Source organism: Rhodococcus sp. YH1, from assembly GCF_009939605.1.
GTDB lineage: Bacteria > Actinomycetota > Actinomycetes > Mycobacteriales > Mycobacteriaceae > Rhodococcus > Rhodococcus aetherivorans.
The window spans coordinates 38,318-65,239 of sequence record NZ_WVTE01000097.1 but is presented as its reverse complement, the minus strand read 5'-3'; the positions used below and the strand labels follow the sequence as shown (position 1 = coordinate 65,239).

Here is a 26,922-nt window from a genome sequence, read left to right as displayed (position 1 = left end):
CCGCCGCGAAGCGGCGAATCCCGCACCGCCGCGAAGCGGCGAATCCCGCACCGCCGCGGAGCGGCGAGTCAGCCGGGCAACGGAACGTTCTGCAGCCGGACCTGACCGCGCGCCAGGGTCCTGCCGCTCTCGGTGCCGGTGACGGTGACGAGCCACAGCTGCTGGACGCGGCCCTGCTGAAGCGGTTCGGCGACGACGTCGACGCGCTCCCCCGTGCTCGAGCGCAGGAAGTCGGTGCTGTTGTGCACCCCGACCGCGAACTGGCCGCGGTCCTGGACAGCGGCGCTGGCCCCGACGCTGGCCGCGGATTCGACGGCGGTGGTGTAGACACCGCCGTGCACGACGCCCCACGGAGTGTGATGGTCCCGGCTCAGATCGATGTGTCCGGTGACCCGGGTGCCGGAGACCTCGTCGAGCACGAGGCCCGCCGCCTGCAGGAAGGCGCTGCCGGCGGGGAGATCGGTAGAGGTGGTGTCCATGGCGTCACGCTAACTTCTGAAATTACAGTTAGCAAGGGTTTAGCCTCGATGCATGCGCTGGTTGGAGACGGACACCGCGAACTGTTCCGTGCAGCGGACACTGGACGTGATCGGCGAGAAGTGGACCCTGCTCGTCCTGCGGGAGGCGTTCAACGGCGTGCGCCGGTTCGACGACATGCGGCGGCACGTCGGGGTGTCCGAGCCGATCCTGGCCGACCGCCTGCGCAAACTGGTAGCCGCGGGAATCCTGCGCCCGGTGCCGTACCGGCAGGCCGGACACCGCACCCGCAACGAGTACCGGCTCACCGACAAGGGTCTGGACCTCTTCCCCGTCCTCGTCGCCCTGCTCCAGTGGGGCGACCGCTACTGCGCCGACGAGGACGGGCCCCCCGTGGTGGTTCGCGACCGGGTGAGCGGCCGGCCCGTCGCCGCGGTGGTCGTTCCCGCCGGCACGGCCGGACTGACCGCCCGCGAGACCGAATCGACCCCGGGTCCGGGAGCCCGGCCTGTCCCCGCCGACCGGCCGCACCGGTCCCGCGCGAGCGCATCGGCTGCCACCGGAACCGGCCGCGGCCCTGACACAATCGACGGGTGAACGAACTGCACACCCATCTGTTCGGCCCCGCCGACGGTCCGCAGCTGCTCGCCCTGCACGGCCTCACCGGTCACGGCCGGCGCTGGGAGCACCTCGCGTCGGAGCACCTGCCCCAGGCCCGGGTCATCGCGCCGGACCTGCGCGGGCACGGCCGCTCCCCGTGGACGCCGCCGTGGAACTTCGAGACGCACGTGCGGGACCTGCTCGCCGTCCTCGACGCCCACGCCTCGGGTCCGGTGCTGGTGGTCGGGCATTCGTTCGGCGGCGCCCTCGCCGTGCATCTGGCGGCGACCGCCCCCGAGCGGGTGCGCGGGCTGGTGCTACTGGATCCGGCGATCGGGCTGCCGCCGGAACGCATGCTCGAGATCGCGGAGCTGACCGTGCAGCACCCCGACTACACCGACGCGGCCGAGGCCCGCGCCGACAAGACGAACGGCGCGTGGGGCGAGGTCGATCCCGCGCTGCTCGACGCCGAACTCGCCGAGCACCTGATCACCCTCGACTCGGGCCGGGTCAACTGGCGCCTGTGCGTTCCCGCCCTGGTGACGTCGTGGAGCGAGCTGGCGTGTGAGTTCGTCCTGCCACCGGCGCACCTGCCCACGATCGTCGCGCGGGCCGCGAAGGTGCAGCCGCCGTACGTGACCGACGAGTTCCGGGCCGCCCTCGCCGACCGCCTCGGCACGAACCTCACGGCGCTCGACATCGACTGCGACCACATGATCGATCAGGCACGACCGGAGGAGACCGCGGCCCTCGTCCGGAAGCTGCTGTAGATGCCGGCAACGAGCGAGGCGGACGTCGAACGCGTCCGGGAGCTGGTGGCCTCCGTCCCCGAGGGCCGCGTGACCACCTACGGCGACGTCGCCGCGGCGGCCGGCCTGTCCAGCCCGCGCACCGTGGGCTGGATCATGCGGACCGACAGCGCGGACCTGCCGTGGCACCGGGTGGTCCCGGCCTCCGGAAGGCCCGCCGCGCACCTGGCCCACCGGCAACTCGCCCGGCTCGAGCTCGAAGGCGTGCCGATCCGCGACGGCCGGGTCGATCTCGCGGCGGCGCGGCACCGCTTCTGAGCCGGCTCACACCAGCGGTGGTGCCGCTCGCCGCGGCTCGAGGACGGCCGCGCCGAGCCCGGCCAGCACGTCGACCGCGGCGAGCAGTTCCGCGACCGGCCGGGTGAACGGCAGGCGCTGATGGTCGTCGAACGCGTGGCCGGTGCCGAATCGGGTGCCCGGCAGCAGGACGAGTCCCTGCCGTTCCGCCGCGGCGACGAGGCGGGTGGAACCGATGCCGTCCGGCAGCCGGCACCACAGCGACAACCCGCCCGCGGGCGGGACGAACCGCCACCCGGGCAGGCGTGCGGCGACGGCCGCGGCGAGCGCCTCCTGACGGGCGCGCAGCCCGGCGCGGCGCTCGTCGAGGATCCGCTGCCACTGCGCGAACAACTCCACGGCGGCGAGCTGGTCGAGGATCGAGACGCCGAGCTGGCGTCGCAGCAGCACCTCCCGCACGCGCGCGACGGTCGCCCGGTCGCCGCGCACCCAGCCGATCCGGATGCCGCCCCAGACCACCTTGCTCAACGAGCCGACGTGCACGGTGGCCGCGTCCGGGACCGCCGCCCCGAACGGCTCGATGTCGTCGCCGGCGAACGACAGCTCCGCGGCGACCTCGTCGACGACGGTCAGGACGCGGTGCCGCCACAGGGTCGCGGCGAGGGACCGCCGCGCGGCCACGCTCAGGCTCGCACCGGTCGGATTGGCGTGGTCGGGCATCAGGTACGCGACGGTCGGGGCGTGCTGCCGCGCGGCGCGATCGGCCTCGTCGACGATCACATCCGGATCGTCGACGTCGACGGGCACGGCGACGGACTGGGCTCCGGTCGCCGCGATCGTCTCGAGCGCGCCGGGATGGCTCGGATGCTGGTGCAGCACCCGTCGTCCCGCCCCGACGACGGTGTGCAGGACGGCGTCGAGTCCGTCCGCCGCGGCGGCGGTGATCAGCACCTGCTCGGGGTCGGTCGGCAGTCCGCGGGCGGTGTACCGCGCCGCGACGGCGGCACGCAGCTCGGGCAGGCCGCTCGGCGCGTATCCGTGACCGGCCAGCAGGTCGGGCAGCCGGGTCTGCGCGACCGCGTAGGCGGCGGTCAGCAGGGACGACGCCTCCGGGGCGGCGTTGCCCAGGTCCAGCACGCCGGGCACGGGGGCGCCGAGCGCGGTGCCCCACGGCTGCCGGCCGTCGGGAGCGGCAACGAACGTGCCCGCCCCGTGCCGGGTGAGCGCCCAGCCGTCGTCGCGCAGGTCGCCGTAGGCGGCGGCCACCGTGACGCGGCTGACGCCGAGCGCGTCGGCCAGCGCCCGCTCGGCGGGCAGGCGCGCGCCGACCGGGAGCCGGCCGTCGGCGATGCGGCGGCGCAGCGCGGCGGCGACGGCCCGGTACAGCGGACCGCGGTCGGCTCCGACGTCGCCGAGCAGCGCCGCGAGCCGGGCCGCGGACGGGGTGGCGGACACGTCCTTCATACAGTCCACTTTCGCACGGTGGACCGGAATCTCCGGTCCACCGGCCCGAGAGAATAGGACCATGATCTTCCTGGTCGTTCTCCTCACCGCGCTCAGCCTGGCGGCGGCCACCTGGACAGTGCTGGACACCGCGCAGGGCGGCCGGTGCGGTATCGGCGGGCCGCCGCGCAGTCACCACACGCCCGACTGACCGCCCCGGCACACCGCGCCGGCCCGCGTCGGGCAGCATGAGCTCATGAGTTCGCTGACCGACGTCGAGGCCGTCATCGTCGCGGGCGGACGCGCGACCCGCATGGGCGGCGTCGACAAGCCCGCACTCGTCGTCGGGGGCCGGCGCATGCTCGACATCGCGCTGGCCGCTGTGCGCGGGTGCCGCCGGATCACCGTCGTCGGACCACGGCGCGACGATCTCGACCCGGCAGTGGTCCAGGTCCAGGAGCAGCCCGCCGGGGCCGGGCCCGTCGCCGCCCTCGCCGCCGCGGGTCTTCACGCACCGGTGGTGCTGGCCCTCGCCGCCGACCTGCCGTTCCTCACCGCGGACACGGTCACCGCACTGGTGGAGACCCTGCGCGGCGCCCCCGGAGCCGACGCGGCGTTCGCTGTCGACGACTCGGGCCGGATCCAGTTCCTGCTCGCCGCGTGGCGTGGTCCCGCGCTCGCCGGCCGCCTCGCCGCGCTGGGGACGGATCCGGCCAATCAGCCGATGAAGGCCCTGCTGCCGGAGCGCTACGTCACGGTTCCGGTGGCGGGGACCGCGGACTGCGACACCCCGCAGGAGCTCGCGCAGGCCCGCGCCGCGCGTCCCGGGCTCGTCGCGGCCGACCCCGCCGCCGCCCGCGCGGAGATCCGGCGGTCGTTGCCGCGGTTGCCGGTCCGCACCGTGGCGCCCCAGGCGGCGGAGGGTGCCACCCTCGCCGCGCCACTCGTCGCCGCCGAGGCCCTGCCGCGGGCCGCGGTGTCGGCGATGGACGGGTACGCCGTCGCCGGCGACGGTCCGTGGCTGCTGCGCGCCGAGGTCCACCGGGCCGGCGCGACCGAGCCGTTCACCCTGCACGACGGCCAGGCCGCGCGGATTGCCACCGGTGCCTACCTGCCGCCCGGCGCGACGACGGTGGTGCGCGACGAACACGTCGAGGTGATCGACGGCACCGTGACCCGGATGCCCGGCGCCCCGGTGCGCGACGACGCGCGCCGTCGCGGGGAGGACTGGGCGCCCGGTCACGTGCTCGCCGAGGCGGGCACTGCCCTGGGCCCGGCGGTGGTCTCCGCTGCGCTGAGCGGCGAGGTGACCGCGGTGCCGGTCCGCGGGCCCGTCCGGGTCCACGTGGTCGTCACCGGCGACGAGATCCGCCGCGACGGGCCGCTGCGCGACGGCCAGACCCGCGATTCTCTCGGCCCCGTCCTGCCGCGGTTCGTGCAGTGGTGCGGCGCCGCCGTCGCCGCCGAGGCGCACCTGCGCGACACCGTCGACGGGTTCGACCGGCTGCTCCGCGAAGCCACCGACGTCGACACGATCGTCGTCACCGGGGCGACCGGCGGCGGGGCCGCCGACCAGCTGCGGGCGGCGCTGGCCCGCGCCGGCGCGGCGATCGTCGTCGATCGGGTCCGGTGCAAGCCGGGCGGTTCCCAGGTGACAGCGGTGCTGCCGGACGGTCGTGTGGTGCTCGGCCTGCCCGGCAACCCGGTCGCGGCCGTCGCGACGCTGCTGGTGATGCTGCCCGCCGTCGTCGACGGGCTGACCGGACGACGGCCGGAGCCACCGTGGACCGCGCCGCTCGCCAACGCCTCGCAGGTGAGCGGCGACGTCACCCGGCTGCTGCCGGCGACACAGACCGACGACGGACTGTGGGTGTGCGACAACGCGATCCGCACCGCACACCTGGCGGGGCTGATCGGGCGACGGGCGATCGCGCTCGTGCCGCCCGGCGCGGCGGACGGCGATCCGGTGGAACTGGTGCCGCTGCCACACTGACCGGCGCGCCGGTCAGGCCGGGTGCGCGAGGACCCGGTATCCGGTCTCGTGGAGCCGCCGGTGCTCCGGCCACCGGTCGCGGGTCCAGCCGGGTTCGGTGTGGGCGGCGACGATCGCGGCGGTCGTCGCGGCGTGCAGGTCGAACTCGAGGTCGCGGCGCAGTTCCGGCAGGACGGTCCGCTCCCCCGCCGTGCGCGCCTGCACGATGGTGGCGACCGTCTCCGCGACCCGCGCGTCGGCGCAGCGCAGCACGCGACGATGCGCGAACGGCAGCACGACCCACAGCACCGCGACGGCGACGAGCACGCCGATCACCGTCTCGAGCAGGCGGTCGCGGGCCACCACGGCGAAGTCGTGCGGCACCCCGGCGCCGCCGAGCAGCAGCGCGAGCGGAGTGATGAACACCATCGCCACGCCGTAGTTCCGGACCAGGTACTCCTCGGTTCCGGCGAGCAACACCGCGACCACCACGACGAGCGCGACGGCCGTCGGGGCGGCCCACACGACCGCGGCCAGCACGCCCAGACCCACGACGGTGCCGGCGAACCGGTGCAGGCCCCGGTAGCTGCCCAGCACCCGGTCGGGTCCCTGATGCAGCACCATCGCCGCCGTGATCACCGCCCAGTCCGGCCGCCCGACACCGCACGCGAGCGCCAGTGCGCCCGCGACGGGACCGGCCACGACGAGGCGGAGGACGATGGTCCAGGATCGACTGCCGGGCCGGGCGGCCCGCGCCAGCCGGTATCGCGCCGACGGGCGCGGCAGCGGTGGTTGCGGCCGCAGATCGTCGGTCTCGGAGGCGGCACCCTCGTCGGTTCCTGCGACGACCGTCGCGAGCCGCAGGTGCGCCGCTCGGAGCGTCCGGGTCAGCGGATGCGCGCCCCCGCCCAGCCGCCCGTCGTGCAGGCACATCCACGCGGCGTGCAGCGCCCGGACCGCCTCGTGCCGCGGCCCGGTCTCCGCCGGGGCGCGCAGGCAGGCGTCGACGGCCTCCACGGCCGCCGCCACCGCGGCACGCTCGGGTGCGCGGGGCCGGGCCACCGCGCCCGACATCGACACCACCACTGCCGTGCCCGCGCCGGCCGCGGTCCACGACACGACCGCACCGACCGGCACGCCGGCGCTCGGCAGTGCCGCCGCGATCTCCAGGGTGAGCAGCGGCAGGAACGCACCGGGTGCACCGAAGCGCAGCGCGTCGACCAGGAAGGCGCCCACGGCGACGACCGCCGTCATCACCGCCACGAGCAGCAGCCACGTCCATTCCGAACCCGTATGCACGAGCGTGCCGACACCGGCGCCCAGACCGGCCAACGCGACGAGCACCGCCGCGACGACCATCACCACCTGCCACCGCGCCCGGTAGGCGCGGCCCTCGCCGTAGACGACGGCGAACGCCCCGAGGGCGGCCGTCGCGGCGACGGGCCCGTGACCGAGCGCGAGGCCTGCCAGGCCGGGCAGCGCTACCGCGGCGGCCGCGCGCAGGGCACCCGGCCAGCGCCGGCCCCGCCGGGGCACCCCGAGCAGGAGCGTCCGCGCAGGCCCCGGCGCCGGGATCGGCGGGCTCGCCGCGTCACTCCGGGACCCGGCTCCCGGATCTGTCACCGCTTCGGACACGAAGATCGACGATACGGCGCGCACCCGCGGTCGGCGGCGCCGTGTCGGCAAGGTCACCCGCGCAGCGGGCCTCCGGCGAGCAGCGCCGTCGCCGCCGACCGGTACCGCTCGGCCACCAGGCGCACGATCGAGTCGTGCACCCCGAGCGGGGCCGCCACCCCGTCGGCGCCCGCATCGGCGAGACGCGCGTGGAACAGCCCGTCGGCGAGCAGGTACGAGGCGACGAACACCCGGCGCGCACCCGCGGCGCGCAGTCCGGCGACGACGTCCGGCACGCGCGGGGCACCCGTGGCGACGTACCCGACGCGCACGGCGACGCGCGCGAGGGCCGACAACATGTCCGCGGCCCGTCGCACGTCGCCGAGGGCGCGGGGGTCGGAGGAGCCCGCCGCGGCGAGCACCACCGCGTCACCGGGTTTCCAGCCGGCCGCGGAGAGCCGGTGCAGCAGCACCCGTGCGAGCACCGGGTCGGGTCCGAGCGCGCGGGTGACCGCCACGGCGGGATGCCCACTGTCGGCGACCTCGCGTGGCACGTCGGCGTGCACGTGGTAGCCGGAGGCGAGGAAGGCGGGCACCAGCACGGTGGGCCGGCCGGAATCGCGCAGCACCTCCGCCGGCGAGGGTCCGAGGACATCGACGAACGCGACGCGGGTGGCGCCCACGTCGCGGGAGACGGCGTCGGCGAGGGACGCGATCATCTCGACGCCGCGCGGATTGCGCGTGCCGTGAGCGACGAGCAGCAGGGCCGGGTCGATCATGGTCACAACTCCTGATCCGGAACGGGGTCGGCCGGAGACGATGCCCCTAGCCGAGCGGGTATTCCTTGTCGGCGCAGCCCACCGGGTCGACCGCGAGCCGGTAGCCACGCTTGACGACGGTCTGCACGATCGTGGGGGCGCCGAGCGCGGACCGCAGCCGCGCCACGGCGGTCTCCACGGCGTGGGTGTCGCCGCCGCCGCCGGGCAGCGCGGCGAGCAGTTCCTCACGCGAGACGACCCGGCCGGGCCGGGCGGCGAGGGTGCGCATCAGCGCCATCGCGGCGGGCGCCAGGCAGCGGATCTCGCCGTCGACCACGACGCAGCGGCCGCGGACGCTGAGGACGTGCCCCCCGGCCTCGATGCGGTGGGCGCGCCGCGGCAGCTCTTCGGCCAGGTGCCGGGCGAGGGATCCGAGCCGGGCCCGGGCCGGTGCCGAGACCGGCACCTCCAGCTCGACCAGCGGCGCGGCCGTCACGGGCCCCACGCACACCGCGGTGACCCCGGTGCGCAGCGCGCGCAGCATCAACTCGAGCATGCCGGTGGCCTTGGAACGCATCAGCAGCGACGCGACGGCCGGCGCGCTGGTGAAGCTCACCGCGTCGATGCTGTGGTCGGCGATCTGCTCGATGAGCCGGTCCAGCGCGGTGGGGTCGTCGGGCGGGGTCCACCGGTACACCGGGACCGCCACCACGTCGGCACCGGCGTCGCGCAGCACCTCGCACAGGTCCGCGCCGGGTTCCCACTCGGTGCGGGCGCCGTGCAGCTGCACCGCGATCCGCACCCCCTCCACACCCTCGGCCAGCAGGTGCTCGAGCACCTCCGCGGACGACTCCGACGCCGGCGACCACTCCTCCCGCAGGTCGGCGGCCCGGATCGCGCCGGTGACCTTCGGCCCGCGGGCCAGGATGCGGCTGCCGCCCAGGGCCTCGCCGAGCTGCTCGGCGAGGCCCCAGCCGTCCGCGGCCCCCATCCAGCCGCGGAAGCCGATCGCCGTGGTGGCCACGGTGATGTCCGGCGGGGTGTCGAGGATGTCGCGCGTCACGCGCTCGAGCTCGGCGTCGTCCGCGAGCGGGATGATGCGGATGGCGGGTGCGTGGACAACCTCCGCGCCGCGCCGGGTGAGCAGGGTGGCGAACTCGTCGGCGCGGCGTGCGGCGGTGATGCCGATCGTGAAGCCGTGCAGCGGCGCGTTGTCCTCGCTCACGAACGCTCGCCGTAACCGCGGTGCACGGGCACGAGGCTGTGGATCTGGACGACACCGGCCCACACCCGCACGTCGTACACGGGCAGGCGGACCGACGGATCGTCGAGGCAGCGTCCGTCGTCCAGCGAGAAGACCTGCTTGAGCAGCGGCGAGGCGACGGTGGGCTCGCCGCTGCGGTCGCCGACGATCCCACGCGACATCACCGCGGCGCGGCCGAACGGATCGAAGTTGCCCACCGCCCGCAGACTGCCGTCGTCGAGCCGGAACAGCGCGGCCTGCTCGCCGCCGCGCAACAGCACGGCGACGCCGCGGCCGGGGATGAGGTGACTGAGCGGGCACGCCGACGTCCACTCCAGACGCCCGTCGTACACGCTGGCACGCGACGCGCGCTCGGGGGTGTGCGTCTCGATGACGGTCATGAATGTCCTCCTTGGAACTACGGACGGAATTCTCCGGGGCCGGTGTTTCTCGGGCGTTAACCCGAGATTCCCTCACGGTAAGAGGGCATTCCGACCAGCACCGGCACCTTCCGCCTGCCCGAGTCGTCGAACCGCACGGTCGGGTCGGCCACCTCGGGCGCATTGACGAACGACACGAACCGGGACAGCTTCTCGGGGTCCTCGAGCACTCCCTTCCACTCGTCCCGGTACCCGGCGACGTGCTTGGCCATCGCCGCCTCCAGCTCGTCGCCGATGCCGAGGCTGTCCTCGCACACCACCGCCCGGAGGTGCTCGAGCCCGCCCTCGAGGGACTCGAGCCAGGGCGCGGTGCGCTGCAGGCGATCGGCGGTGCGCACGTAGAACATCAGGAACCGGTCGATGTACTTGACGAGCGTCTCGTCGTCGAGACCACCGGCGAGCAGCTGCGCATGCTTGGGCGACTGGCCGCCGTTGCCGCACACGTACAGGTTCCAGCCGTTCTCCGTGGCGATCACCCCGACGTCCTTGCCGCGCGCCTCGGCGCACTCGCGGGCGCAGCCGGAAACGCCGAACTTGAGCTTGTGCGGTGAGCGCAGCCCGCGGTAGCGCAGCTCGAGGTCGACCGCCATGCCGACCGAGTCCTGCACGCCGTACCGGCACCACGTCGAGCCCACGCAGCTCTTCACGGTGCGCAGGGACTTGCCGTACGCCTGGCCGGATTCCATGCCGGCGTCGACGAGCCGCTGCCAGATGAGCGGCAGCTGCTCGACCCGCGCACCGAACAGGTCGATGCGCTGGCCGCCGGTCATCTTGACGTACAAGCCGAAGTCGCGGGCGATCTCGCCGATGACGATGAGCTGCTCGGGGGTGCACTCCCCGCCGGGCATCCGCGGCACCACCGAGTAGGTACCGTTCTTCTGGATGTTGGCCAGGAAGTGGTCGTTGGTGTCCTGCAGCGCCGCCTGCTGCCGGCCCAGGATGTGGTCCGAGTCGGTCGAGGCGAGGATCGAGGCGACGACGGGCTTGCAGATGTCGCAGCCGGTCCCCTGGCCGTACTTGGAGATCAGTGCCGAGAACGTGCGGGTGTTCGTGGCCTGCACGATCTGGAACAGCTCGGCCCGGGACTGCTCGAAGTGCTCGCACAAGGACTTCGACATGACCACACCGGACGCCGCGAGGAGCTGCTTGACGGTGGGCAGGCAGCCGCCGCACGTGGTGCCGGCGCCGGTGCAGGCCTTGACCTGGGCGATGTCGCACGCGCCGTCCGCGATGGCACCGCAGATCGTCCCCTTGGTGACTCCGTTGCAGGAGCACACCTCGGCGTCGTCGGGCAGCGACCCGGCGCCCGGCTTCTCTCCCGCCGGGGAGATCAGCGCCGCGGGGTCGCCGGGCAGCTCCCGGCCGACGAGCGGCCGCAGCGACCCGTACGCGGAGGCGTCGCCGACGAGGATGCCGCCGAGCAGTGTCTTCGCGTCGTCCGAGACGACCAGCTTGGCGTAGGTGCCCTTCGCGGCGTCCGACAGCACGACCTCGAGGGCGCCGGGAGTGGTGGCGTGCGCGTCGCCGAAGCTCGCGACGTCGACGCCGAGCAGCTTGAGCTTCGTGGACAGGTCGGCGCCCGGGAACTCGGCGGCGCCGCCGAGGAGCCGGTCGGCCACCACCTCGGCCGTGCTGTAGCCGGGGGCGACGAGGCCGTAGCAGGTGCCCTCGACGGCCGCGCACTCGCCGATCGCGTAGACCGCGTCGTCGGTCGTGCTGCGGCAGCCGAGGTCGGTGCGGACACCGCCGCGCGGGCCCAGCTCGAGCCCCGCGTCGCGGGCCAGCCCGTCCTGGGGACGGACGCCTGCGGAGAACACGAGCAGCGCGGCGTCGATCACCGACCCGTCGGACAGTTCCACCCTCAACCCGCCGGGACCCTCGGTGATGCCGGCGGTGCCGACGCCCGTGTGCACCGTCAGCCCGAGATCGGTGACGAGCCGGGCGAGGAGCGCACCACCGCCCTCGTCGACCTGCAGCGGCATGAGCCGGGGGGCGAACTCGACGACGTGCGGCGTCATGCCCAGCATCCGCAGCGCGTTGGCCGCCTCGAGGCCGAGGAGCCCGCCGCCGACGACGACGCCGACCGCTCCCGGAGCGGCCCGCTCCGCGCCGGCCCGGATGCCGTCCAGGTCGTCGAGGGTCCGGTAGACGAAGCACCCGGCCAGATCCTTGCCGGGAATCGGCGGGACGAAGGGGTACGAGCCGGTGGCCAGGACGAGCGCGTCGTACCCGATCACCTCACCGGCGTCGGTGGTGACGGTGCGCCCGGCACGGTCGATCGCCGCGGCCCGGGTGCCGATCCTCAGCTCGACCAGGTCGTCGCCCTCGTACTCGTTGCCGGCGAGGGCGAGTTCCTTCGAATCCCACGAGCCGACATAGGAGGACAGTCCCACGCGGTCGTAGGCGGGCAGCGGTTCCTCGCACAGCACCGTCACCGACCAGAGGTTCTTCTCGTCGCGGGCGCGCAGCGCCTCGACGAAGCGGTGGCCCACCATGCCGTGTCCGACGACGACAACAGACTTGTGGCTCATACCGTTTCCTTCTTCCTTGCGTACGTGATGGGGGCCGGCCGCGGTCAGACGCGGGTGGCCACCGTGTCGGCGGTGACGTCGCGCGGTGCGGGCGTCTCCGCGGGCGGGGCGGTGGGTCGGCGCAGGAACACGGCCCAGGTGACGACGATGCAGACCAGGTAGAAGGCGAGGAACACCCAGAACGCCATGGTCGCCGACTTGGCTTCGCTGCTGTAGGACGCGCGCAGCACCAGGTTGATCCCGACGCCGCCGAGTCCGCCGATGGCGCCGGCGAATCCGATCAGGGCGCCGGACATGCTGCGCGCCCATGCGGCCTTCCCGGCCCGGTCGAGCGAGTCGAGGCTCTGCGCCTTGGCCTCGAAGATGGACGGGATCATCTTGTAGACGGAGCCGTTGCCGATGCCCGAGAGCAGGAACAGGGCGATGAACCCGAGGACGAAGGTCACCATGATGCCGCCGGTGGCGGCGCCGGCGGTGGCGTCGTCGAGGGTGCCGGCGGTGACGAGCAGTCCCGCCGCGAGGGCCATTGCCGCGAACGTGTACAGCGTGATCCGGCCGCCCCCGATCCGGTCGGCCAGCTTGCCGCCGAGGGGCAGGGCGATCGAGCCGAGCAGCGGGCCGATGAACGCGATCTGCGCGGCGTGCAGGGAGGCCTCGGCGGCGGTCGCGCCCCCGGCCAGGAAGTTGATCTGCAGCACCTGCCCGAACGCGAAGCTGAAGCCGATGAAGGAGCCGAAGGTGCCGATGTAGAGGAAGCTGAGGATCCACGAGTCGCGGTACCTCAGGGATTCGCCCATCGCCCGCAGGTCGGCGCGCTGGTCACCGAGGTTGTCCATGAACAGGGCCGCGCCGAGCGCGGCGAAGGCACACAGCACCAGGTAGACGGCACACACGATCCACGGCTCGGTGTTGCCGACGGTGGCGATGACGAGCAGGCCGACGAGCTGGACCACCGGCACGCCGATGTTGCCGCCGCCCGCGTTCAGGCCCAGCGCCCAGCCCTTGAGCCGCTGCGGGTAGAAGGCGTTGATGTTGGTCATCGACGAGGCGAAGTTGCCGCCGCCGAGTCCGGCGACCGCGGCCACCACCAGGAAGGTGGTGTACGAGAAGCCGGGGTTGAGCATCAGGTACAGGGCCGCGAGGGTGGGGATCAGCAGCACCAGCGCGCTGAACACCGTCCAGTTCCGACCGCCGAACCGGGCCGTGGCGACGGTGTAGGGAATGCGCAGCAGCGAGCCCACGAGGGTGGGCACCGCGACGAGGAAGAACTTGCCGGCGGGATCGATGCCGTAGACGTCGGCCGGCATGAACAGCACCATCACGGACCAGATGGACCAGACGGAGAAGCCGACGTGCTCGGCCAGGACGGACCAGATCAGGTTCCGCTTCGCGATCTCCTTGCCGCCGGCTTCCCATGCCGCCGTGTCCTCGGCGTCCCAGTGTTCGATGCGGTGCTTGCGCGCGAACTTCGCACGCAGGCCTTCGGTCGGTGATACTCCGGTCGTTGCGGCCACCCCATGCCCCTTCCTCGGGTCGGTATCGATGGACCCAAGGTAGGAAACGGGTGTTGCCGCGGTGCTGCCCTCGGTGACTGCCGCGTCAAGAGATGCTCACCTGCGGCAGGAGGCCTCCGTGAGGTCGGCGCCGCGGGTGCTCGCGGGCTGTGGACCGGCACCGGAACCGCCCCAGGTGTCCTCGACGTACCGGGGCCGGCAGGCGACCCGGCCGGCGACGAGCACCACGAGCGCCGCACACCCGAGGAACGCGAACGGCGCCGTCCAGCCGCCGGTGGCCTCGCGCAGCACACCGACCAGCACCGGGCCGAGACACGCGACGGTGTAGCCGAGACCCTGGGTGAAGCCGGACAGGGCGGCGGACGCTGCGTGGGTGCGGGTGCGCAGATTGATCAGGGTGAGCGCCATGGGGAACGTGGTCGGCCCGACGCCGATCGCCAGCACCCACAGCGCCGTGGCCGTCAGCGGCGCGAGCAGCAGACCGGTGAACCCCACCGCGTAGCACGCCACGCACACGACGACGAGCGGGAACGGATCCCGCATGCGGGCGCACGCGGCGGGAGCGACGAACGAGGCGGTCAGGCCGACGAACGAGAACAGGGCGATCATGGCGCCGCCGAGCGCCTCGCTGCCGCCGGCGTCGAGCAGCACCGCGGGGATCCAGGTGAACATCGAGTAGGTGATCAGCGAGGTCATGCCGAACATGCCGGCCATGCCCCACGCGACGGGCGAGCGCCACACCCGGCCGGGCGTGGGCTGGGAGTGCGGCGCGTCGCCGGCAGCCGGACGCGTGCCGCGGGCCCGGTACAGGACGCCGATCCACGGGATCGCCGCGGCGAACGCCCACGCCGCCCACAGCCCGATGGACCAGCGCCACCCGGCGGCCTCGGCGACGGGGACCGCCGCGAGGGCCGGCAGCACCGTCCCGATCTGGACACCGACGATGTACACGGTGCTCACGACCGCGAGCCGGTCGGAGAAGTACCTCTTGACCAGTGGCGGGATCACCACGTTGCCGACCCCCATCCCGGCGAGCGCGAGCGCGGAGAACGCGAGCAGTGTCCACGTCTCGTGGGTCAGCGCGCGCGCTGCCATGCCGAATCCGGCGGCCAGCATCGCGACGAGGGCCGTGGCCTCGAGCCCGGCCCGGCGCGCGATGACGGGGGTGAGCAGCCCGAACACCGCGAACATCGCGGTCGGCACCATGCCGAACACGCCCACCACGGCGGGCGCGAAACCGAGCTCGGCGCGGATCTGCTCGGCGAGCGGGCTGAACGAGGTCACGGCGAGGCGCAACGTGAGCGCGGACATCACGATCGCAACGAAGACCAGGAGCCGTCCCCGCAGGAGGGACGGGGACGAGGATCCGGCACCGGTGACAGCCACGAGCGAAATCATAGGATGACCCGACGTCTATCGTCGAAGGTGTTTTCCGGATGCAGGAAGGATCCCCATGCGCACCGTGCGACGCACCAGCCTCATCGCCCAGGTCACCGAGCAGTTGCGCGACCAGATCCGCACCGGCGCCTGGGCGGTGGGCACCCGCATCCCTCCCGAACCCGCCCTGGCCGAGCTGACCGGGACGGGCCGCAACACCGTGCGCGAAGCCGTGCAGGCGCTCGTGCACTCGGGGCTGCTGGAGCGGCGGCAGGGCTCGGGCACCTACGTCGTCGCCACCTCGGAGGTGGGCAGCGCTCTCGGCACCTACTTCGCCGACGCCCACGAGCAGGACGTGCTCGAACTGCGGCAGGCGCTGGACGTCACCGCCGCAGCGCTCGCCGCCCGGCGCCGCACCGACGCGGACGCCGCGCACCTGACCGAACTGTTCGACGCGCGGATGCGCGCGTGGGCCGACCCGCGTTCGGCCGCCGCTCTCGCCGCCGACGTCGCCCTGCACCGCGCAATCGTCGAGGCCAGCCACAACGCCGTGTACCTCGAGTTCTACGACTCGCTGCTGCCCGTCATCGAGGAGACGATCCGGCGCCGCGTCGACGAGACGGGGGCGGGGTTCCACGACGAGCACCGCGAGCTGGTGCTCGCCGTCGTCGCGGGAGAGCCCGGCCGCGCCACCGCCGCCGCGCTCGCGATGTTCGGGGAGCTGCGCGGCGGCGAAGGCTAGAGGAGCAGCCGCACCAGATCCGAGGTGTGTGCCAGCCCCGGGAACGCCTCCTCCGTGGAGCGCGGATGCAGGGCGTGCACGGCGAGCCGGAACATCACCGCGCGCAACAGCATCTGCGGCCATTCCGGCAGGTCCTCCCACCGGCCGATGAGCTCGTCGTCGGCCCCGCCCCACGACAGCGCGTCGACGACGGCGACACCGGCCGCCCACGACGCGGGCCGCCAGTAGGGGGTGATGTCGGTCAGGCCCGGCGCGGCGCTGCCGGCGAAGAGCACGGTGCCGAACAGGTCACCGTGCACGAGCTGATCGGGCAGGTGGACCGGCTTGCGCAGCGTCGCGAGCTGGTTGATCAGGTCGATGCTCTTGCGTCCGTCGGGAGTGACGGTTTCCGGGGCGCCGGCGGCGCGGGCGGTGCGCAGGGGCACCGCCTCCCACGCCGCGCGGTCGGCGGCGACGAACACGTCGACGTCCTCCCACGGCGCCACGGGCGGCTGCATGAGGAAGCGCGGCCGCTCCAGCTGGGCGGTGGCCGCGTGCAGCCGCAGCGACAGGGCCACCACCTCGTCGTGCCGCGGTTCGGAGGTGCCCACGATGTAGGTGTCGGCGCGCCAACCGGAGACGACGTAGCGGCCGTCGGTGGAGCGGACGGGCCGCGCCAGTCGCACCCCGTCGACCCCGAGGGTCTCGCGCACCTTCGCCGACCACGCTGCGCGGGCATGGTCGGCGACCGGCGAGAGCACCACGTCGCCGCACCGCCAGCCACCGTCCCAGTCCGCCCCGAGCGGGACCGGTTCGACGTCGCGGAGGCCGAAGGTCGAGCGCACGTGCTGCGGGGGTTCGAGGGGACTCACGGGGCACACCGTACAGTCGGCGCCGCCCCGTTGAGGGGAAGGCACTCCGTTACCCGGGGACACCATTCCCGCATCGTTATCTTCCCCGTATTCCCCTCAGTACACGGGCAGCGAAGGGTCCACCTGCTGCGCCCACGCGAGCACCCCGCCCTGCAGATGCGTGGCGTCCGCGAAACCGGCCTCCTTCAGCACTGCGAGGGCCTCGGCCGAGCGGATCCCCGTCTTGCAGTGCAGCACGATCGGCCTGTGCTGCGGCAGCTCCGCCAGCGCCTCGCCGGAGAGGATGCGGTCCTTCGGGATCAGCCGCGCCCCCTCGATGTGGACGATGTCCCACTCGACCGGCTCGCGCACGTCGATCAGCTCGATCTCCCGGTCCGACTCGAGCAGCCGGCGCAGCTCGGTCGGGGTGATGGTGGACTCGGCGAGGGCGGCTGCGCCGTCGTCCGGCACCACACCGCAGAAGGACTCGTAGTCGACCAGCTCGGTCACCGGCACCCGGCCCGGGTCGCGGCGCAACGTCACCGTCCGGTAGCTCATCGCGAGAGCGTCATAGATCATCAGGCGTCCGAGCAGCGACTCGCCGATGCCGGTGATCAGCTTGACCGCCTCGGTGGCCATGATCGACCCGACGGACGCGCAGAGCACCCCGAGCACGCCGCCCTCGGCGCAGGACGGGACCATCCCGGGCGGCGGCGCCTCCGGGTACAGGTCCCGGTAGTTCAGCCCCCGCCCGTCCGGTGCGGCCTCCCAGAACACCGACACCTGTCCCTCGAACCGGAAGATCGACCCCCATACGTACGGCTTGCCGGCGAGGACCGCGGCGTCGTTGACGAGGTAACGGGTGGCGAAGTTGTCGGTGCCGTCGAGGATCAGGTCGTACTGCTCGAACAGTGCGACGGCGTTGCCGGGGTCCAGGCGCACCGGGTGCAGCCGCACCTCCACGTTGTCGTTGATCCCGCGGATCGTGTCGCGGGCGCTCTCCCCCTTGGGGCGGCCCACGTCGGCGATCCCGTGGATCACCTGCCGTTGCAGGTTGGACGATTCGACATCGTCGAACTCGACGATGCCGAGGGTGCCGACACCCGCCGCGGCGAGGTAGAGCAGCACCGGCGAACCCAGGCCGCCGGCGCCGATGCACAGCACCCGCGCGTTCTTCAGCCGCCGCTGCCCCACCACCCCCACCCCGGGGATGATCAGGTGCCGGCTGTAGCGGGCCACCTCCTCGCGCGTCAGGTCCGCAGCGGGTTCCACCAGAGGTGGTAATGGGCTCACGACAGCTCCTCGGCCGGCTCGATCGGGCGGTTACCCGATTGTCCCATCCTCACGCCCGCGGATACGGCCACGGGTTGAACCTGCAGGTGAGTCCGTCGCGGGGGACGAGGCCCTCGGGATCGAGGCCGGCGATGTCGTCGTTGGCGGTGCCGAAGGACTGCTGCATCATGATCGGCGCGAGGCCCCCGTCGCTGCCGCACCCCTCGTGGGCGGCGAAGCCGATGGCGTGCCCGACCTCGTGGTTGATCTGATACTGACGGTAGGAGCCGATGTCACCCTGGAATGCGACGGCGCCACGCACCCACCGCGGCTCGTTGAGCAGGACCCGGCCCAGGCCCGGGTTGTAGCACGACACCTCCAGCTCGATGTCGTACCCGCAGCCCTGCCGGATCGTCATCTGGGACGTCAGCGACACCCGGAAGTCGGGCACGCCCTGATCGACGCGACGGAACGCGAACGCCGGGTCCTGTGTCCAGCTCTTCGGGTTGGCCAGGGTCTCGTCGACCATCCGGGCGAACGCCGCGTCGCCGCCGTAGCCGGTGGCGTCGACCCCGTCCTCGATCTCCACGGTGTAGGTGTAGACGCGGCCGGTGCCGACCTGACCGCTGGTCCCGGGCACCACCCGCCAGGTGCCGGCGCCGGCCACCGTGAACGGCCCGCCGTCCGGGAGCGCGCCGGACGGCAGATCGGCGGGGAACGTGCCGTCCGCGACCGGCGCGGGCACGCCCACCACGTCGCCGGATGCGGCCGCCGCGTCCCCGGCCGCCGTGGCCTCGGGCGTGCTGCCACCGGTACGCAGCGCATCCACCAGGACGATCACCGTGAGGACCGCGAGGACGGGGATGGCGTAGGCCCGCCATCCGTAGGTCGCGACGAACCGGCCGAGCCGGGTCTGCCTGCGCACCCCGCGGTCCGGGCGCGGCGGGCGAGGAACCTTCTCCCCGCCCGAGACGGGATCCCACTGAGCTCGCAGAGGCTGGTGGGAAGGGGCGCGGCTGCGTCGCCGGTCGGACGTCCGGTCCTCGGGTGTCCGGTGCGGACTGCGCACCGGGCGGCGCGGTGTGTCCGTCACGCCGGCTCCTGCTCGGTCGGTCACGGTTGCCAGACTCTCATACGGCCGTCGCCGGCCGTGCCGGGTCGCCGAGCGCGGGCGCCGACCGCCGCCACGCCGATGTGGCGCCGCGCACAGTGGGCCTTCGGCTGGGATACTCGTGGGTAGGGGTGCACGGCACCTCGAGGCCCCCCGGCCTGTAACGTGCAGAGACGATTGCACGTCGTAGTGGTAGGCATCACTTCGACGAATTTTTCGGATTGGGAGCGACATGACCGAACTCGCAGCCCGGACATCGTCCGGCCGCGCCACCAGCTCGGGCAACGGCACCGGCACTCGACGCGGCGCCCGGATGCCGCGGGACGAGCGCCGGGTCCAGCTCCTCGCTGCAGCCAGCGAAGTCTTCGTCACCCGCGGATACCACGCGGCCGGCATGGACGAGATCGCCGAGTGCGCCGGGGTCAGCAAGCCGGTGCTGTACCAGCACTTTCCCGGCAAGCTCGAACTGTACTGCGCTGTGCTGCAGAGCTACGTCGACAGCCTGATCGCCGGAGTCCGCCAGGCCCTGCGGTCGACGACCGACAACAGGCAGCGCGTCCGCGCCGCGGTGCAGGCGTTCTTCGACTTCGTCGACAACGACTCGCAGGGTTTCCGTCTGGTGTTCGAATCGGACCTGATGGGCGAGCCGCAGGTGGCCCACCGCGTGGAGCAGGCCACCGAGGCATGCGTCGACGCGGTGTTCGACCTGGTGAGCCACGACTCCGGTCTGGACCCCTACCGGGCGCGCATCCTGGCGGTCGGCCTCGTCGGCACCAGCCAGTTCACCGCCCGCTACTGGCTCGAGGCCGCCCGGCCGATTCCGAAGGAGGACGCCGTCGACACCACGGTCGCTCTCGCCTGGGGTGGACTCTCGCACGTGCCGCTGCAGCCGGAGCTGCGCAGGCGGTAACCGGAAGGCGCCGACCAGACGGCGCCGACCCCAGGGCCGGGGCCGCGCCCGCGACGACAGAAGGGCCGGGGCAGCAGCCCCGGCCCTTCGTCGTGATGCCGTCGTTCTAGGTCGCCGCGAACCCGACCTTGCGAATGTCGGCGGGGCCGATCTCGACGTAGGTGACCCGCGCCGCCTGCACGATGAGCTTGCGGCCCTTCTCGTCGACGAGTGTCAGCACGCCGTCCTTCTCGCCGGCCAGGGCTTGCGCCACGAGCGACTCGACCTCGTCGGGCGTCTGCTCGCTGATCACGGTGAGCTCGCGGGGACTGTCCGCAACACCGATCTTGACCTCCACGGTCGACCTCCGAACTCTCAGGGCTCTACAGCTGTCCCCGCCCAGGCTAGTGCAGTCCCAGCACCGCCATCCGCTCGGCGTGCTCGAGCTGCATCCGGTCGAACAACGCGGCAATGTCGGTGAGATCACCGGACGCGGCGATCACCAGATCGGTGAGGTCCTCACGCTGGGCCATCACGTACTGCGCCTGGGTGATGGCCTCGCCGAGCAGCCGCCGTCCCCACAGCATCAGCCGGTCCTTGTCGGCCGCGCTGCGCCGCACCGCCTCGCGCACCTCGTGCACCACGAACTCCGAGTGCCCGGTCTCGGCGAGGACCTCCCGCACGACCTCCGCCACCTCGGGGGCGAGGGTGCCGGCGATCTCGCGGTAGAAGTCGGCGGCGATGCCGTCGCCGACATACGCCTTGACCAGCGACTCGTGCCAGTTCGAGGGGTTCGTGGACGCGTGGTACGCGTCGAGGGCGCGCCGGTAGGGCTCCATCGCCGTGTAGATCTCCACGCCGCGCGCGGTGAGCGCGGCGTGCAGCGTCTCGAAGTGGCTCATTTCCGCGGCGGCCATGCTCGCGAACGCCACCCGCCCCTGCAGGCTCGGCGACATCCGTGCATCGTCGGCGAGGCGGTAGAAGGCCGAGATCTCACCGTAGGCGAGCACCGCGAACAACTCGGCGACGCCGGGATGATCGGCCGGGACGCGCGCCGGAGCGGCGGGTGGACGAGACTCTGCGGCGGACGGCGACGTTTCGGCTCCCATGACGACACAGCGTAGTACCCAGCCGGTGACCGCGCGGCTCACGGTACAATGGTCCTGGAAGGCCGCGCCTCGAGGCGCCGACCACCGGCCCCGCGGACTTCACCGATGATGTGCGCGCACCCGATCGCAGATCGCTGCCGCGCCTCGCAGAGCCCGTTCCGGTCGCTCTCGCTGAGGCGCAGGCCGGTCGCCTCTCCACTCGTGCGTGCGTGCCGAGACCAGGAAGGCCAGACCCCTGAGCAAGATCACTGTCGACCACGAAGACGACGCCACCGAAACCACGGTGTCGGCACAACTCGACTCCACCCACACCCCGCCCACGTTCGGCGAGCTGGGCGTGCGGGACGAGATCGTCCGCGCTCTCGCCGAGATGGGCATCGAGCGCACCTTCGCCATCCAGGAGCTGACGCTCCCCCTCGCCCTCGCCGGCGACGACCTGATCGGACAGGCGCGCACCGGCATGGGCAAGACCTTCGGGTTCGGTGTCCCGCTGCTGCACCGCCTCACCACCACCGCGTCCGGCACCACCGCCCTCGACGGAACGCCCCGCGCCCTGGTGATCGTGCCGACGCGCGAGCTGTGCCTGCAGGTCACGCAGGACCTCGAGAACGCCGCCAAGTACCTCCGCGGCGCCGACGGACCGCTGAAGGTCCTGTCCGTCTACGGCGGGCGCCCGTACGAGACACAGGTCGACGTGCTGAAGAAGGGCGTCGACGTCGTTGTCGGGACCCCGGGCCGCCTGCTGGATCTCGCCAACCAGGGTCACCTGATCCTCGGCAAGATCGGCATCCTGGTGATGGACGAGGCGGACGAGATGCTCGACCTCGGCTTCCTCCCGGACATCGAGCGCATTCTCGGCATGGTGCCCGACCGCCGCCAGACGATGCTGTTCTCGGCGACGATGCCCGGCCCGATCATCACGCTCGCCCGCACCTTCCTCACGCGCCCGACGCACATCCGGGCCGAGGAGCCGGAGTCCTCCGCGGTGCACGAGCGCACCAACCAGCTCGTCTACCGCGCGCACGCACTCGACAAGGCGGAGCTGGTGGCGCGGGTGCTGCAGGCCGAGGGCCGGGGCGCCACGATGATCTTCACCCGCACCAAGCGCACCGCGCAGAAGGTCGCCGACGAGCTTGCCGAGCGCGGCTTCGCCGTCGGAGCCGTGCACGGCGACCTGGGGCAGATCGCCCGGGAGAAGGCCCTCGACAGGTTCCGCAAGGGCAAGATCGACGTGCTCGTCGCCACCGACGTGGCCGCCCGCGGCATCGACATCGACGACGTCACCCACGTCGTGAACTACCAGTGCCCCGAGGACGAGAAGACCTACGTCCACCGCATCGGCCGCACCGGCCGGGCGGGGCGCACCGGCATCGCCGTCACCCTGGTCGACTGGGACGACATCCCGCGCTGGCAGCTCATCGACAAGGCCCTCGACCTCGGCCTGTCCGACCCGGTCGAGACGTACTCGAGTTCGCCGCACCTGTTCGAGGAGCTGGGCATCCCCGAAGGCACGACCGGCACGGTCCGCAAGGCGCCGGCGGAGCGGCCCGCCCGCGAGGAGGCCGCCGAGGCCGCCGAGGACGCGGCACGACCCAAGCGCACCCGGGTCCGCCGGCGCACCCGCGGTGGCCGGCCCGACTCCGGAAGTGCCGAGAACACCGGACCCGAGAACACGAGCGCCGCGTCGGAGCAGGCCGAGGACTCCGGGGACGGGACGGCGGCGCCCGCACGCCGGCGCCGGCGCCGGCGCCGCGGCGGTTCCTCCGCGACGGCGAAGAGCGACACGGTCACGGCCTCGGCTGCCCAGTAGTCGGCCGCGATGCTCGCACCGGAGCGCAGAACCCGGGCGGACCTGATCGCAGCCCTCCTGCTCGCCGTCGCGGTCGTCGCGGCGGCGAGCGTCGTCTGGCTGCGGTCGGACGCACGCGGCACCGTGTCCGTCACGACCGACGCGGCACCCGAGGCGCCGGCGTCCGCGACGGCGGTGCCGTCGACGCTGACGGAGGCGTGGCGGGCCCCCAGCGGTGCGACGTCCCGTCCGATCGCGGTCGGAGGTGTCGTGGTCACCGGCGACGGCGGCACGGTCACCGGCCGCGCCCTCGACTCGGGCGCCGAGCTGTGGCGCTACGGCCGCGACATGCCGCTGTGCGGGGTCGTGGAGGACTGGCGCACCGCCGTGGCGGTGTACCGCGACCAGCGGGGATGCAGCCAGGTGACCCAGCTGGTCCCCGATTCGGGGATGCGCGGGGCGCAGCGTTCCAGCGACGCCGACGACGCAGTGACCCTCACCGCCGCCGACACCCACGTGATCTCGCGGGGCGACACCCGCCTCGAACTGTGGCGGTCGGATCTCGTGCGCACGCTCGAGTACGGGCGCGTGGACGCGCCCGTCGTGCCGGGGGCGCAACCCCGCAACGGGTGCACGCTGCGCTCGGCCGCGGCCAGCAGCACCCGGCTGGCGGTCGTCGAACGCTGCCCGGGCGAAGAGGCGGACCGGTTGACGCTGCTCGAGACGACCCCGGAGGCAGACTCCCAGCCGAAGGAGATCGCCTCGTCGGTGCTGCCGGAACTGGGGCCGGACGACATGGGTACGCGCGTCGTCGCGGTGAGCGGTGAGCGCACGGTGCTGTACCTGCCGCCCACCGCCTCGTCCGGGCCCGTTCTCGCCGGATACGACGCCGCCGGCACGCTGACCGCCCGGCACCCGCTGTCGGCCGCGGCGACGCCGGACGCGGTGTTCCCCGCCGCGGTGCAGGGTTCGTTCCTCACGTGGTGGTCGGGCACGGAGACCGTCGCCCTCGGCGGCGACGACCTGGTGCCGCGGTGGACGCTGCCCGGGACGACGGGCACCGGCGCCGCCATGGCCGGGGCCCTGCTGCTGCCGGTGCGCGACGCCCTCGCGGTGGTCGAGCCTGCCACCGGGGCGGTGCAGGGCCGGATTCCGGTCGTGCGCGACGAGGCGGGAGTGGTGAACGTGGCGGTCGCCGGGACTTCGGTGCTCGAGCAGCGCGGGCCGCAGGTCGTGGTGCTGCGATGAGCCCCCGAGGAACTCACCGCGCACCTCACGACGTGAAGGTGACCAGCTTCTTGCCGTCGCGCCAGTGGGCGAGCAGGTTCTCGGCCAGCTCGCGATAGGCCTCGGCGCCCTTGTTCTTCCGGCCGGCGAGCACCGACGCCCCCGACGCCGACGCCTCCGCGAAGCGCACGGTGCGCGGGATCGGCGGCGCGAGCACCGGCATGTCGTACCGGTCGGCGACGTCGGCGAGCACGTCGCGGCTGTGCGTCGTGCGGGCGTCGTAGAGCGTCGGCAGGGCACCGAGGAGCTCGAGGTCGGGGTTGGTGATCTGCTTGACCTCGGCGACGGTACGCAGCAGCTGCCCGACGCCGCGGTGCGCGAGGGTCTCGCACTGCAGGGGCACGAGCACGGACTGCGCGGCGGTCAGGCCGTTGAGCGTGAGCACGCCCAGCGACGGCGGGCAGTCGATCACGACGACGTCGAAACTGTCGAGCAGCGGGGCCAGCGCCCGCCGGAGGGTGAACTCCCGCCCCGGCCGCATCAGCAGCAGCGCCTCGGCCCCGGCGAGGTCGATCGTCGCGGGCAGCAACGTGAAGCCCTCGTCCGTGTCGAGCAGAACCTCCTTGGCCTCCGCCGCCCCGACCAGCACGTCGTGCACCGAGCGTTCGAGCCGGTCGGGGTTGTGCCCGAGCGAGAATGTCAGGCATCCCTGCGGGTCCAGGTCGACGACGAGCACCCGCTGCCCCAACCCGGCCAGGGCGGCCGCCAGAGACGCGACGGTGGTCGTCTTCGCGACGCCACCCTTCTGATTTGCCACCGCAAGTACCGTTGTCACGGAACGATCCTCGCCTAAAAGTCGTCCGAACGCGAGAATCGACCGCGACTTCCGCCGTCCGGCGGGTCGCCGATCCCCACGAAAGGCCCCCGATCGTGATCCGCCGCGCCCGTCCCGCCGACGTCGACGCCCTCACCGCCCTCGTCTACGAGCTGGCCGAGTACGAGAAGGCCCGCGCCGAGTGCACCGTCGTGCCCGAGCAGCTGCACACGGCGTTGTTCGGCAGGGACGCCGCCGCGTTCGCCCACGTCGCAGAGGACGCACAGGGAACGGTGGTGGGCATGGCGCTGTGGTTCCGCAACTTCTCCACCTGGGACGGGGTGCACGGCATCTACCTCGAGGACCTGTACGTCCGGCCCGAGCACCGGGGCCACGGCCACGGCCGCGCTCTGCTCGCGGCACTGGCCCGCGAATGCGTCGACCGCGGCTACAGCCGCCTGAGCTGGTCGGTGCTGGACTGGAACACGCCGTCGATCGGGTTCTACCGCTCGCTCGGCGCCGTCCCGCAGGACGAGTGGACCACCTTCCGCCTCAGCGGGCAGGCACTCGCCGCGCTCGGCGGAGATCAGGCCACGTCGTCGGCGTCCGGGGCGTAGTCCTGCGCCAGCCAGCGCGTCGTCGGCGGGCTGAACAGCAGCACCAGCGCCGGCACCACGATCAGGGCGAGCAGGATGCCGAGCACGACCTGGTGGGAGTCCGTCAGCAGCGACCAGGCCACCGGCAGCAGCAACAGCTGGGCGACGATCGCCACGGCCCGCCCCCACCGCTTGCCCCGCAGCAGCGCGATCCCGGCCGCGAGCACGCCGCCGAACAGGATCCCCAGCCACAGTGCGAGGCCGTAGCCGTTGCCGACCGTCTGGTCGTGCCCGCCCGTGAGGGCCCGGACCACCGAGACCACAGCGAAGCCGATGGCGATCACGCCTTCGAGGACGACGAGACCACCCGCGGCTCGAACGGTCGACGGAACGGTGCTGCGTGGCGACTCGGTGGACACCCGGCCAGCGTAGTGGACCCGTACGAGACCACTTAGGCTGATGCTCCGTGCGCGCACTGCTGATCGTGAACCCCAACGCGACGACCACCACTCCGGCCGGTCGCGACCGGCTGGCCCGTGCGCTCGCCGACCGGGTCTCCCTCACCGTCGCCCACACCACCCATCGGGGGCACGCCGCCGAACTGGCCCGCTCGGCGCACGCCGACGGGATGGACGTCGTCGTCGCGCACGGCGGCGACGGCACCGTCAACGAGATCGTCAACGGCCTGCTCGGCACCCCGTCGGAACGGGTGGCCGACCCCACTCTCCCCCTGCTCGCGGTGGTCCCCGGCGGCTCGGCCAATGTCTTCGCCCGGTCGCTGGGCGTGGACGCCGATCCGGTGACGGCGACCGAGCAGTTGCTCGACCTGCTGGCCCAGCGCACTACCCGCCGGATCGGCCTCGGCCACTGCGACGGCCGGTGGTTCGTCTTCAATGCGGGACTCGGGCTCGACGCGCAGGTGTGCGAGGCCATCGACCTGAGCCGGCTGGGCGGGCGGAAGGTCACCACCGCGCGTTACGTCGCGCATTCGATCACGCAGTTCTTCAAGTCGAAGGGCGCCGAACCCGCGCTGACGTTGACGCTGCCCGGCCGGCCACCGATCCCGGGCGTGTACTACGCGTTCGTCTCCAATTCGAGCCCATGGACCTACCTCGACAAGCGCCCGGTGCATACCAACCCGGGCACCTCGTTCGAGACCGGGCTCGGAGTCTTCGCGATGACGACGACGGCGGTGTTCGCGAGCCTGCGGGTGGTCCGCCAGCTGCTCGCGCGGCGCGGCGATCCGAACTCCCGTCGCCTGGTGCGCGTCGACGACGTCGCGCGGGTGCAGGCGGTGTCGTCCCGGCCGATCGGCCTGCAGGTCGACGGCGACTACCTGGGCCTTCGCACCGAAGTGGAGTTCGTGTCGGTGCCCGCCGTGCTCGACGTCGTGGCCCCGTGTCCCGGGCGCGCCGACGCCCGTACGTGATCCGGGTTACATTTTCGTTTCCCGAGGTGTACAAAGGAAGTTCGAACCCAAATACCCGGGACACCGTCGGCGTGAGCTTCCCCACGGTCGTGACGTTTT

The 26,922-nt window shown here is 73.0% G+C and carries 27 protein-coding genes; 11 read left to right on the top strand and 16 right to left on the bottom strand.

Annotation, left to right across the window (positions count from 1 at the left end):
* Positions 1 to 68: 68 nt before the first annotated feature.
* Positions 69 to 479 carry a PaaI family thioesterase gene (locus tag AIIKEEIJ_RS09510; RefSeq protein ID WP_029544569.1) on the bottom strand — a complete coding sequence of 137 codons (411 nt, stop codon included), beginning with the start codon at positions 477 to 479 and terminating at the stop codon, positions 69 to 71.
* A 52-nt stretch (positions 480 to 531) separates the two neighbouring features.
* On the opposite strand from AIIKEEIJ_RS09510, the gene AIIKEEIJ_RS09505 reads away from it, so the two are divergent.
* Genes AIIKEEIJ_RS09505 through AIIKEEIJ_RS09495 form a run of 3 tightly spaced genes read left to right on the top strand, consistent with a single transcriptional unit; the run spans position 532 to position 2,144 of the window.
* A complete protein-coding gene (locus AIIKEEIJ_RS09505) occupies positions 532 to 1,074 on the top strand; it encodes a winged helix-turn-helix transcriptional regulator (protein ID WP_185712830.1) in 543 nt (180 codons plus the stop codon).
* Positions 1,071 to 1,847 (top strand): alpha/beta fold hydrolase, encoded by a 777-nt coding sequence (locus AIIKEEIJ_RS09500; RefSeq protein WP_161995522.1) that lies wholly within the window; start codon positions 1,071 to 1,073, stop codon positions 1,845 to 1,847. The genes AIIKEEIJ_RS09505 and AIIKEEIJ_RS09500 overlap by 4 nt, the downstream gene beginning before the upstream one ends.
* Entirely contained in the window at positions 1,848 to 2,144 is a 297-nt protein-coding gene (locus AIIKEEIJ_RS09495; protein ID WP_006942757.1) for an MGMT family protein, read from the top strand.
* A 6-nt stretch (positions 2,145 to 2,150) separates the two neighbouring features.
* Here AIIKEEIJ_RS09495 and AIIKEEIJ_RS09490 read toward each other — a convergent pair whose 3' ends face one another.
* Positions 2,151 to 3,587, bottom strand: coding sequence for an aminotransferase-like domain-containing protein (locus tag AIIKEEIJ_RS09490; protein WP_029544575.1), 1,437 nt, complete (start codon positions 3,585 to 3,587; stop codon positions 2,151 to 2,153).
* A gap of 61 nt (positions 3,588 to 3,648) precedes the next feature.
* Here AIIKEEIJ_RS09490 and AIIKEEIJ_RS33630 point away from each other — a divergent pair, with 61 nt between their 5' ends.
* Together AIIKEEIJ_RS33630 and AIIKEEIJ_RS09485 are read left to right on the top strand one after the other, a co-directional pair.
* Entirely contained in the window at positions 3,649 to 3,777 is a 129-nt protein-coding gene (locus tag AIIKEEIJ_RS33630; protein WP_006942753.1) for a hypothetical protein, read from the top strand.
* A 45-nt stretch (positions 3,778 to 3,822) separates the two neighbouring features.
* Positions 3,823 to 5,559: an NTP transferase domain-containing protein gene (locus AIIKEEIJ_RS09485; protein WP_161995521.1), complete on the top strand. Its 1,737-nt coding sequence runs from the start codon at positions 3,823 to 3,825 to the stop codon at positions 5,557 to 5,559.
* 12 nt (positions 5,560 to 5,571) lie between these two features.
* On the opposite strand, the gene AIIKEEIJ_RS09480 is transcribed toward AIIKEEIJ_RS09485, so the two are convergent.
* From AIIKEEIJ_RS09480 to AIIKEEIJ_RS09450, 7 genes are all read right to left on the bottom strand, one after another.
* Positions 5,572 to 7,074 carry an FUSC family protein gene (locus AIIKEEIJ_RS09480; RefSeq protein WP_338020929.1) on the bottom strand — a complete coding sequence of 501 codons (1,503 nt, stop codon included), beginning with the start codon at positions 7,072 to 7,074 and terminating at the stop codon, positions 5,572 to 5,574.
* A 152-nt stretch (positions 7,075 to 7,226) separates the two neighbouring features.
* Positions 7,227 to 7,931 (bottom strand): sirohydrochlorin chelatase, encoded by a 705-nt coding sequence (locus tag AIIKEEIJ_RS09475; protein WP_006942747.1) that lies wholly within the window; start codon positions 7,929 to 7,931, stop codon positions 7,227 to 7,229.
* A gap of 46 nt (positions 7,932 to 7,977) precedes the next feature.
* Entirely contained in the window at positions 7,978 to 9,135 is a 1,158-nt protein-coding gene (locus AIIKEEIJ_RS09470; RefSeq protein WP_006942745.1) for a uroporphyrinogen-III synthase, read from the bottom strand.
* Complete coding sequence (nirD, locus tag AIIKEEIJ_RS09465) at positions 9,132 to 9,554, bottom strand: nitrite reductase small subunit NirD (RefSeq protein ID WP_006942743.1); 423 nt, start codon at positions 9,552 to 9,554, stop codon at positions 9,132 to 9,134. The genes AIIKEEIJ_RS09470 and nirD overlap by 4 nt, the downstream gene beginning before the upstream one ends.
* A 56-nt stretch (positions 9,555 to 9,610) precedes the next feature.
* On the bottom strand, positions 9,611 to 12,124 hold the full coding sequence (nirB, locus tag AIIKEEIJ_RS09460) for a nitrite reductase large subunit NirB (RefSeq protein WP_161995520.1): 2,514 nt from the start codon (positions 12,122 to 12,124) through the stop codon (positions 9,611 to 9,613).
* A gap of 44 nt (positions 12,125 to 12,168) precedes the next feature.
* Complete coding sequence (locus tag AIIKEEIJ_RS09455; protein ID WP_161995519.1) at positions 12,169 to 13,638, bottom strand: MFS transporter; 1,470 nt, start codon at positions 13,636 to 13,638, stop codon at positions 12,169 to 12,171.
* Between the two features lie 96 nt (positions 13,639 to 13,734).
* A complete protein-coding gene (locus AIIKEEIJ_RS09450; protein ID WP_043797064.1) occupies positions 13,735 to 15,036 on the bottom strand; it encodes an MFS transporter in 1,302 nt (433 codons plus the stop codon).
* 55 nt (positions 15,037 to 15,091) lie between these two features.
* Between AIIKEEIJ_RS09450 and AIIKEEIJ_RS09445 the strand changes: the two genes are divergently transcribed.
* The gene (locus AIIKEEIJ_RS09445) at positions 15,092 to 15,757 is read left to right on the top strand and encodes a FadR/GntR family transcriptional regulator (RefSeq protein ID WP_006942737.1); all 666 of its coding nucleotides are present in this window, start codon (positions 15,092 to 15,094) and stop codon (positions 15,755 to 15,757) included.
* Here the strand turns inward: AIIKEEIJ_RS09445 and AIIKEEIJ_RS09440 are convergent.
* The 3 genes from AIIKEEIJ_RS09440 to AIIKEEIJ_RS09430 all read right to left on the bottom strand — a co-directional run bounded on the left by AIIKEEIJ_RS09440 (position 15,754) and on the right by AIIKEEIJ_RS09430 (position 18,976).
* Complete coding sequence (locus AIIKEEIJ_RS09440; RefSeq protein ID WP_006942736.1) at positions 15,754 to 16,608, bottom strand: TIGR02569 family protein; 855 nt, start codon at positions 16,606 to 16,608, stop codon at positions 15,754 to 15,756. The two genes, AIIKEEIJ_RS09445 and AIIKEEIJ_RS09440, sit on opposite strands and share 4 nt — an antisense overlap.
* Before the next feature lie 96 nt (positions 16,609 to 16,704).
* Entirely contained in the window at positions 16,705 to 17,880 is a 1,176-nt protein-coding gene (gene moeZ / locus AIIKEEIJ_RS09435; RefSeq protein WP_037200995.1) for an adenylyltransferase/sulfurtransferase MoeZ, read from the bottom strand.
* Between the two features lie 49 nt (positions 17,881 to 17,929).
* Positions 17,930 to 18,976 carry a DUF3152 domain-containing protein gene (locus AIIKEEIJ_RS09430; protein WP_373566439.1) on the bottom strand — a complete coding sequence of 349 codons (1,047 nt, stop codon included), beginning with the start codon at positions 18,974 to 18,976 and terminating at the stop codon, positions 17,930 to 17,932.
* 226 nt (positions 18,977 to 19,202) lie between these two features.
* Here AIIKEEIJ_RS09430 and AIIKEEIJ_RS09425 point away from each other — a divergent pair, with 226 nt between their 5' ends.
* On the top strand, positions 19,203 to 19,880 hold the full coding sequence (locus tag AIIKEEIJ_RS09425) for a TetR/AcrR family transcriptional regulator (protein WP_006942732.1): 678 nt from the start codon (positions 19,203 to 19,205) through the stop codon (positions 19,878 to 19,880).
* A gap of 106 nt (positions 19,881 to 19,986) precedes the next feature.
* Here AIIKEEIJ_RS09425 and AIIKEEIJ_RS09420 read toward each other — a convergent pair whose 3' ends face one another.
* Both AIIKEEIJ_RS09420 and AIIKEEIJ_RS09415 read right to left on the bottom strand, forming a co-directional pair.
* The gene (locus AIIKEEIJ_RS09420; protein ID WP_006942731.1) at positions 19,987 to 20,217 is read right to left on the bottom strand and encodes a DUF3107 domain-containing protein; all 231 of its coding nucleotides are present in this window, start codon (positions 20,215 to 20,217) and stop codon (positions 19,987 to 19,989) included.
* A gap of 46 nt (positions 20,218 to 20,263) precedes the next feature.
* On the bottom strand, positions 20,264 to 20,968 hold the full coding sequence (locus AIIKEEIJ_RS09415) for a ferritin-like fold-containing protein (RefSeq protein WP_029544591.1): 705 nt from the start codon (positions 20,966 to 20,968) through the stop codon (positions 20,264 to 20,266).
* Positions 20,969 to 21,173: 205 nt separating this feature from the next.
* Here AIIKEEIJ_RS09415 and AIIKEEIJ_RS09410 point away from each other — a divergent pair, with 205 nt between their 5' ends.
* The gene (locus AIIKEEIJ_RS09410) at positions 21,174 to 22,778 is read left to right on the top strand and encodes a DEAD/DEAH box helicase (RefSeq protein WP_006942724.1); all 1,605 of its coding nucleotides are present in this window, start codon (positions 21,174 to 21,176) and stop codon (positions 22,776 to 22,778) included.
* Positions 22,779 to 22,787: 9 nt separating this feature from the next.
* Entirely contained in the window at positions 22,788 to 24,005 is a 1,218-nt protein-coding gene (locus tag AIIKEEIJ_RS09405; protein WP_006942723.1) for an Rv3212 family protein, read from the top strand.
* 25 nt (positions 24,006 to 24,030) lie between these two features.
* On the opposite strand, the gene AIIKEEIJ_RS09400 is transcribed toward AIIKEEIJ_RS09405, so the two are convergent.
* Positions 24,031 to 24,819 (bottom strand): ParA family protein, encoded by a 789-nt coding sequence (locus AIIKEEIJ_RS09400; protein ID WP_006942721.1) that lies wholly within the window; start codon positions 24,817 to 24,819, stop codon positions 24,031 to 24,033.
* Between the two features lie 95 nt (positions 24,820 to 24,914).
* Here AIIKEEIJ_RS09400 and AIIKEEIJ_RS09395 point away from each other — a divergent pair, with 95 nt between their 5' ends.
* Positions 24,915 to 25,415 (top strand): GNAT family N-acetyltransferase, encoded by a 501-nt coding sequence (locus tag AIIKEEIJ_RS09395; RefSeq protein WP_006942720.1) that lies wholly within the window; start codon positions 24,915 to 24,917, stop codon positions 25,413 to 25,415.
* Here AIIKEEIJ_RS09395 and AIIKEEIJ_RS09390 read toward each other — a convergent pair.
* Entirely contained in the window at positions 25,385 to 25,813 is a 429-nt protein-coding gene (locus AIIKEEIJ_RS09390; RefSeq protein ID WP_006942719.1) for a hypothetical protein, read from the bottom strand. The genes AIIKEEIJ_RS09395 and AIIKEEIJ_RS09390 overlap by 31 nt on opposite strands.
* A 47-nt stretch (positions 25,814 to 25,860) precedes the next feature.
* Between AIIKEEIJ_RS09390 and AIIKEEIJ_RS09385 the strand changes: the two genes are divergently transcribed.
* On the top strand, positions 25,861 to 26,823 hold the full coding sequence (locus AIIKEEIJ_RS09385) for a diacylglycerol/lipid kinase family protein (RefSeq protein ID WP_006942718.1): 963 nt from the start codon (positions 25,861 to 25,863) through the stop codon (positions 26,821 to 26,823).
* Positions 26,824 to 26,922 lie beyond the last annotated feature (99 nt).

What these genes read in the sequence shown, in the direction of transcription:
- AIIKEEIJ_RS09510 (WP_029544569.1), bottom strand. Translation starts at nt 479, where the DNA reads ATGGACACCACCTCTACCGATCTCCCCGCCGGCAGCGCCTTCCTGCAG.
- AIIKEEIJ_RS09505 (WP_185712830.1), top strand. Translation starts at nt 532, where the DNA reads ATGCGCTGGTTGGAGACGGACACCGCGAACTGTTCCGTGCAGCGGACA.
- AIIKEEIJ_RS09495 (WP_006942757.1), top strand. Translation starts at nt 1,848, where the DNA reads ATGCCGGCAACGAGCGAGGCGGACGTCGAACGCGTCCGGGAGCTGGTG.
- AIIKEEIJ_RS09490 (WP_029544575.1), bottom strand. Translation starts at nt 3,587, where the DNA reads ATGAAGGACGTGTCCGCCACCCCGTCCGCGGCCCGGCTCGCGGCGCTG.
- AIIKEEIJ_RS33630 (WP_006942753.1), top strand. Translation starts at nt 3,649, where the DNA reads ATGATCTTCCTGGTCGTTCTCCTCACCGCGCTCAGCCTGGCGGCGGCC.
- AIIKEEIJ_RS09485 (WP_161995521.1), top strand. Translation starts at nt 3,823, where the DNA reads ATGAGTTCGCTGACCGACGTCGAGGCCGTCATCGTCGCGGGCGGACGC.
- AIIKEEIJ_RS09475 (WP_006942747.1), bottom strand. Translation starts at nt 7,931, where the DNA reads ATGATCGACCCGGCCCTGCTGCTCGTCGCTCACGGCACGCGCAATCCG.
- nirD (WP_006942743.1), bottom strand. Translation starts at nt 9,554, where the DNA reads ATGACCGTCATCGAGACGCACACCCCCGAGCGCGCGTCGCGTGCCAGC.
- nirB (WP_161995520.1), bottom strand. Translation starts at nt 12,124, where the DNA reads ATGAGCCACAAGTCTGTTGTCGTCGTCGGACACGGCATGGTGGGCCAC.
- AIIKEEIJ_RS09450 (WP_043797064.1), bottom strand. Translation starts at nt 15,036, where the DNA reads ATGATTTCGCTCGTGGCTGTCACCGGTGCCGGATCCTCGTCCCCGTCC.
- AIIKEEIJ_RS09445 (WP_006942737.1), top strand. Translation starts at nt 15,092, where the DNA reads ATGCGCACCGTGCGACGCACCAGCCTCATCGCCCAGGTCACCGAGCAG.
- AIIKEEIJ_RS09425 (WP_006942732.1), top strand. Translation starts at nt 19,203, where the DNA reads ATGACCGAACTCGCAGCCCGGACATCGTCCGGCCGCGCCACCAGCTCG.
- AIIKEEIJ_RS09415 (WP_029544591.1), bottom strand. Translation starts at nt 20,968, where the DNA reads ATGGGAGCCGAAACGTCGCCGTCCGCCGCAGAGTCTCGTCCACCCGCC.
- AIIKEEIJ_RS09405 (WP_006942723.1), top strand. Translation starts at nt 22,788, where the DNA reads ATGCTCGCACCGGAGCGCAGAACCCGGGCGGACCTGATCGCAGCCCTC.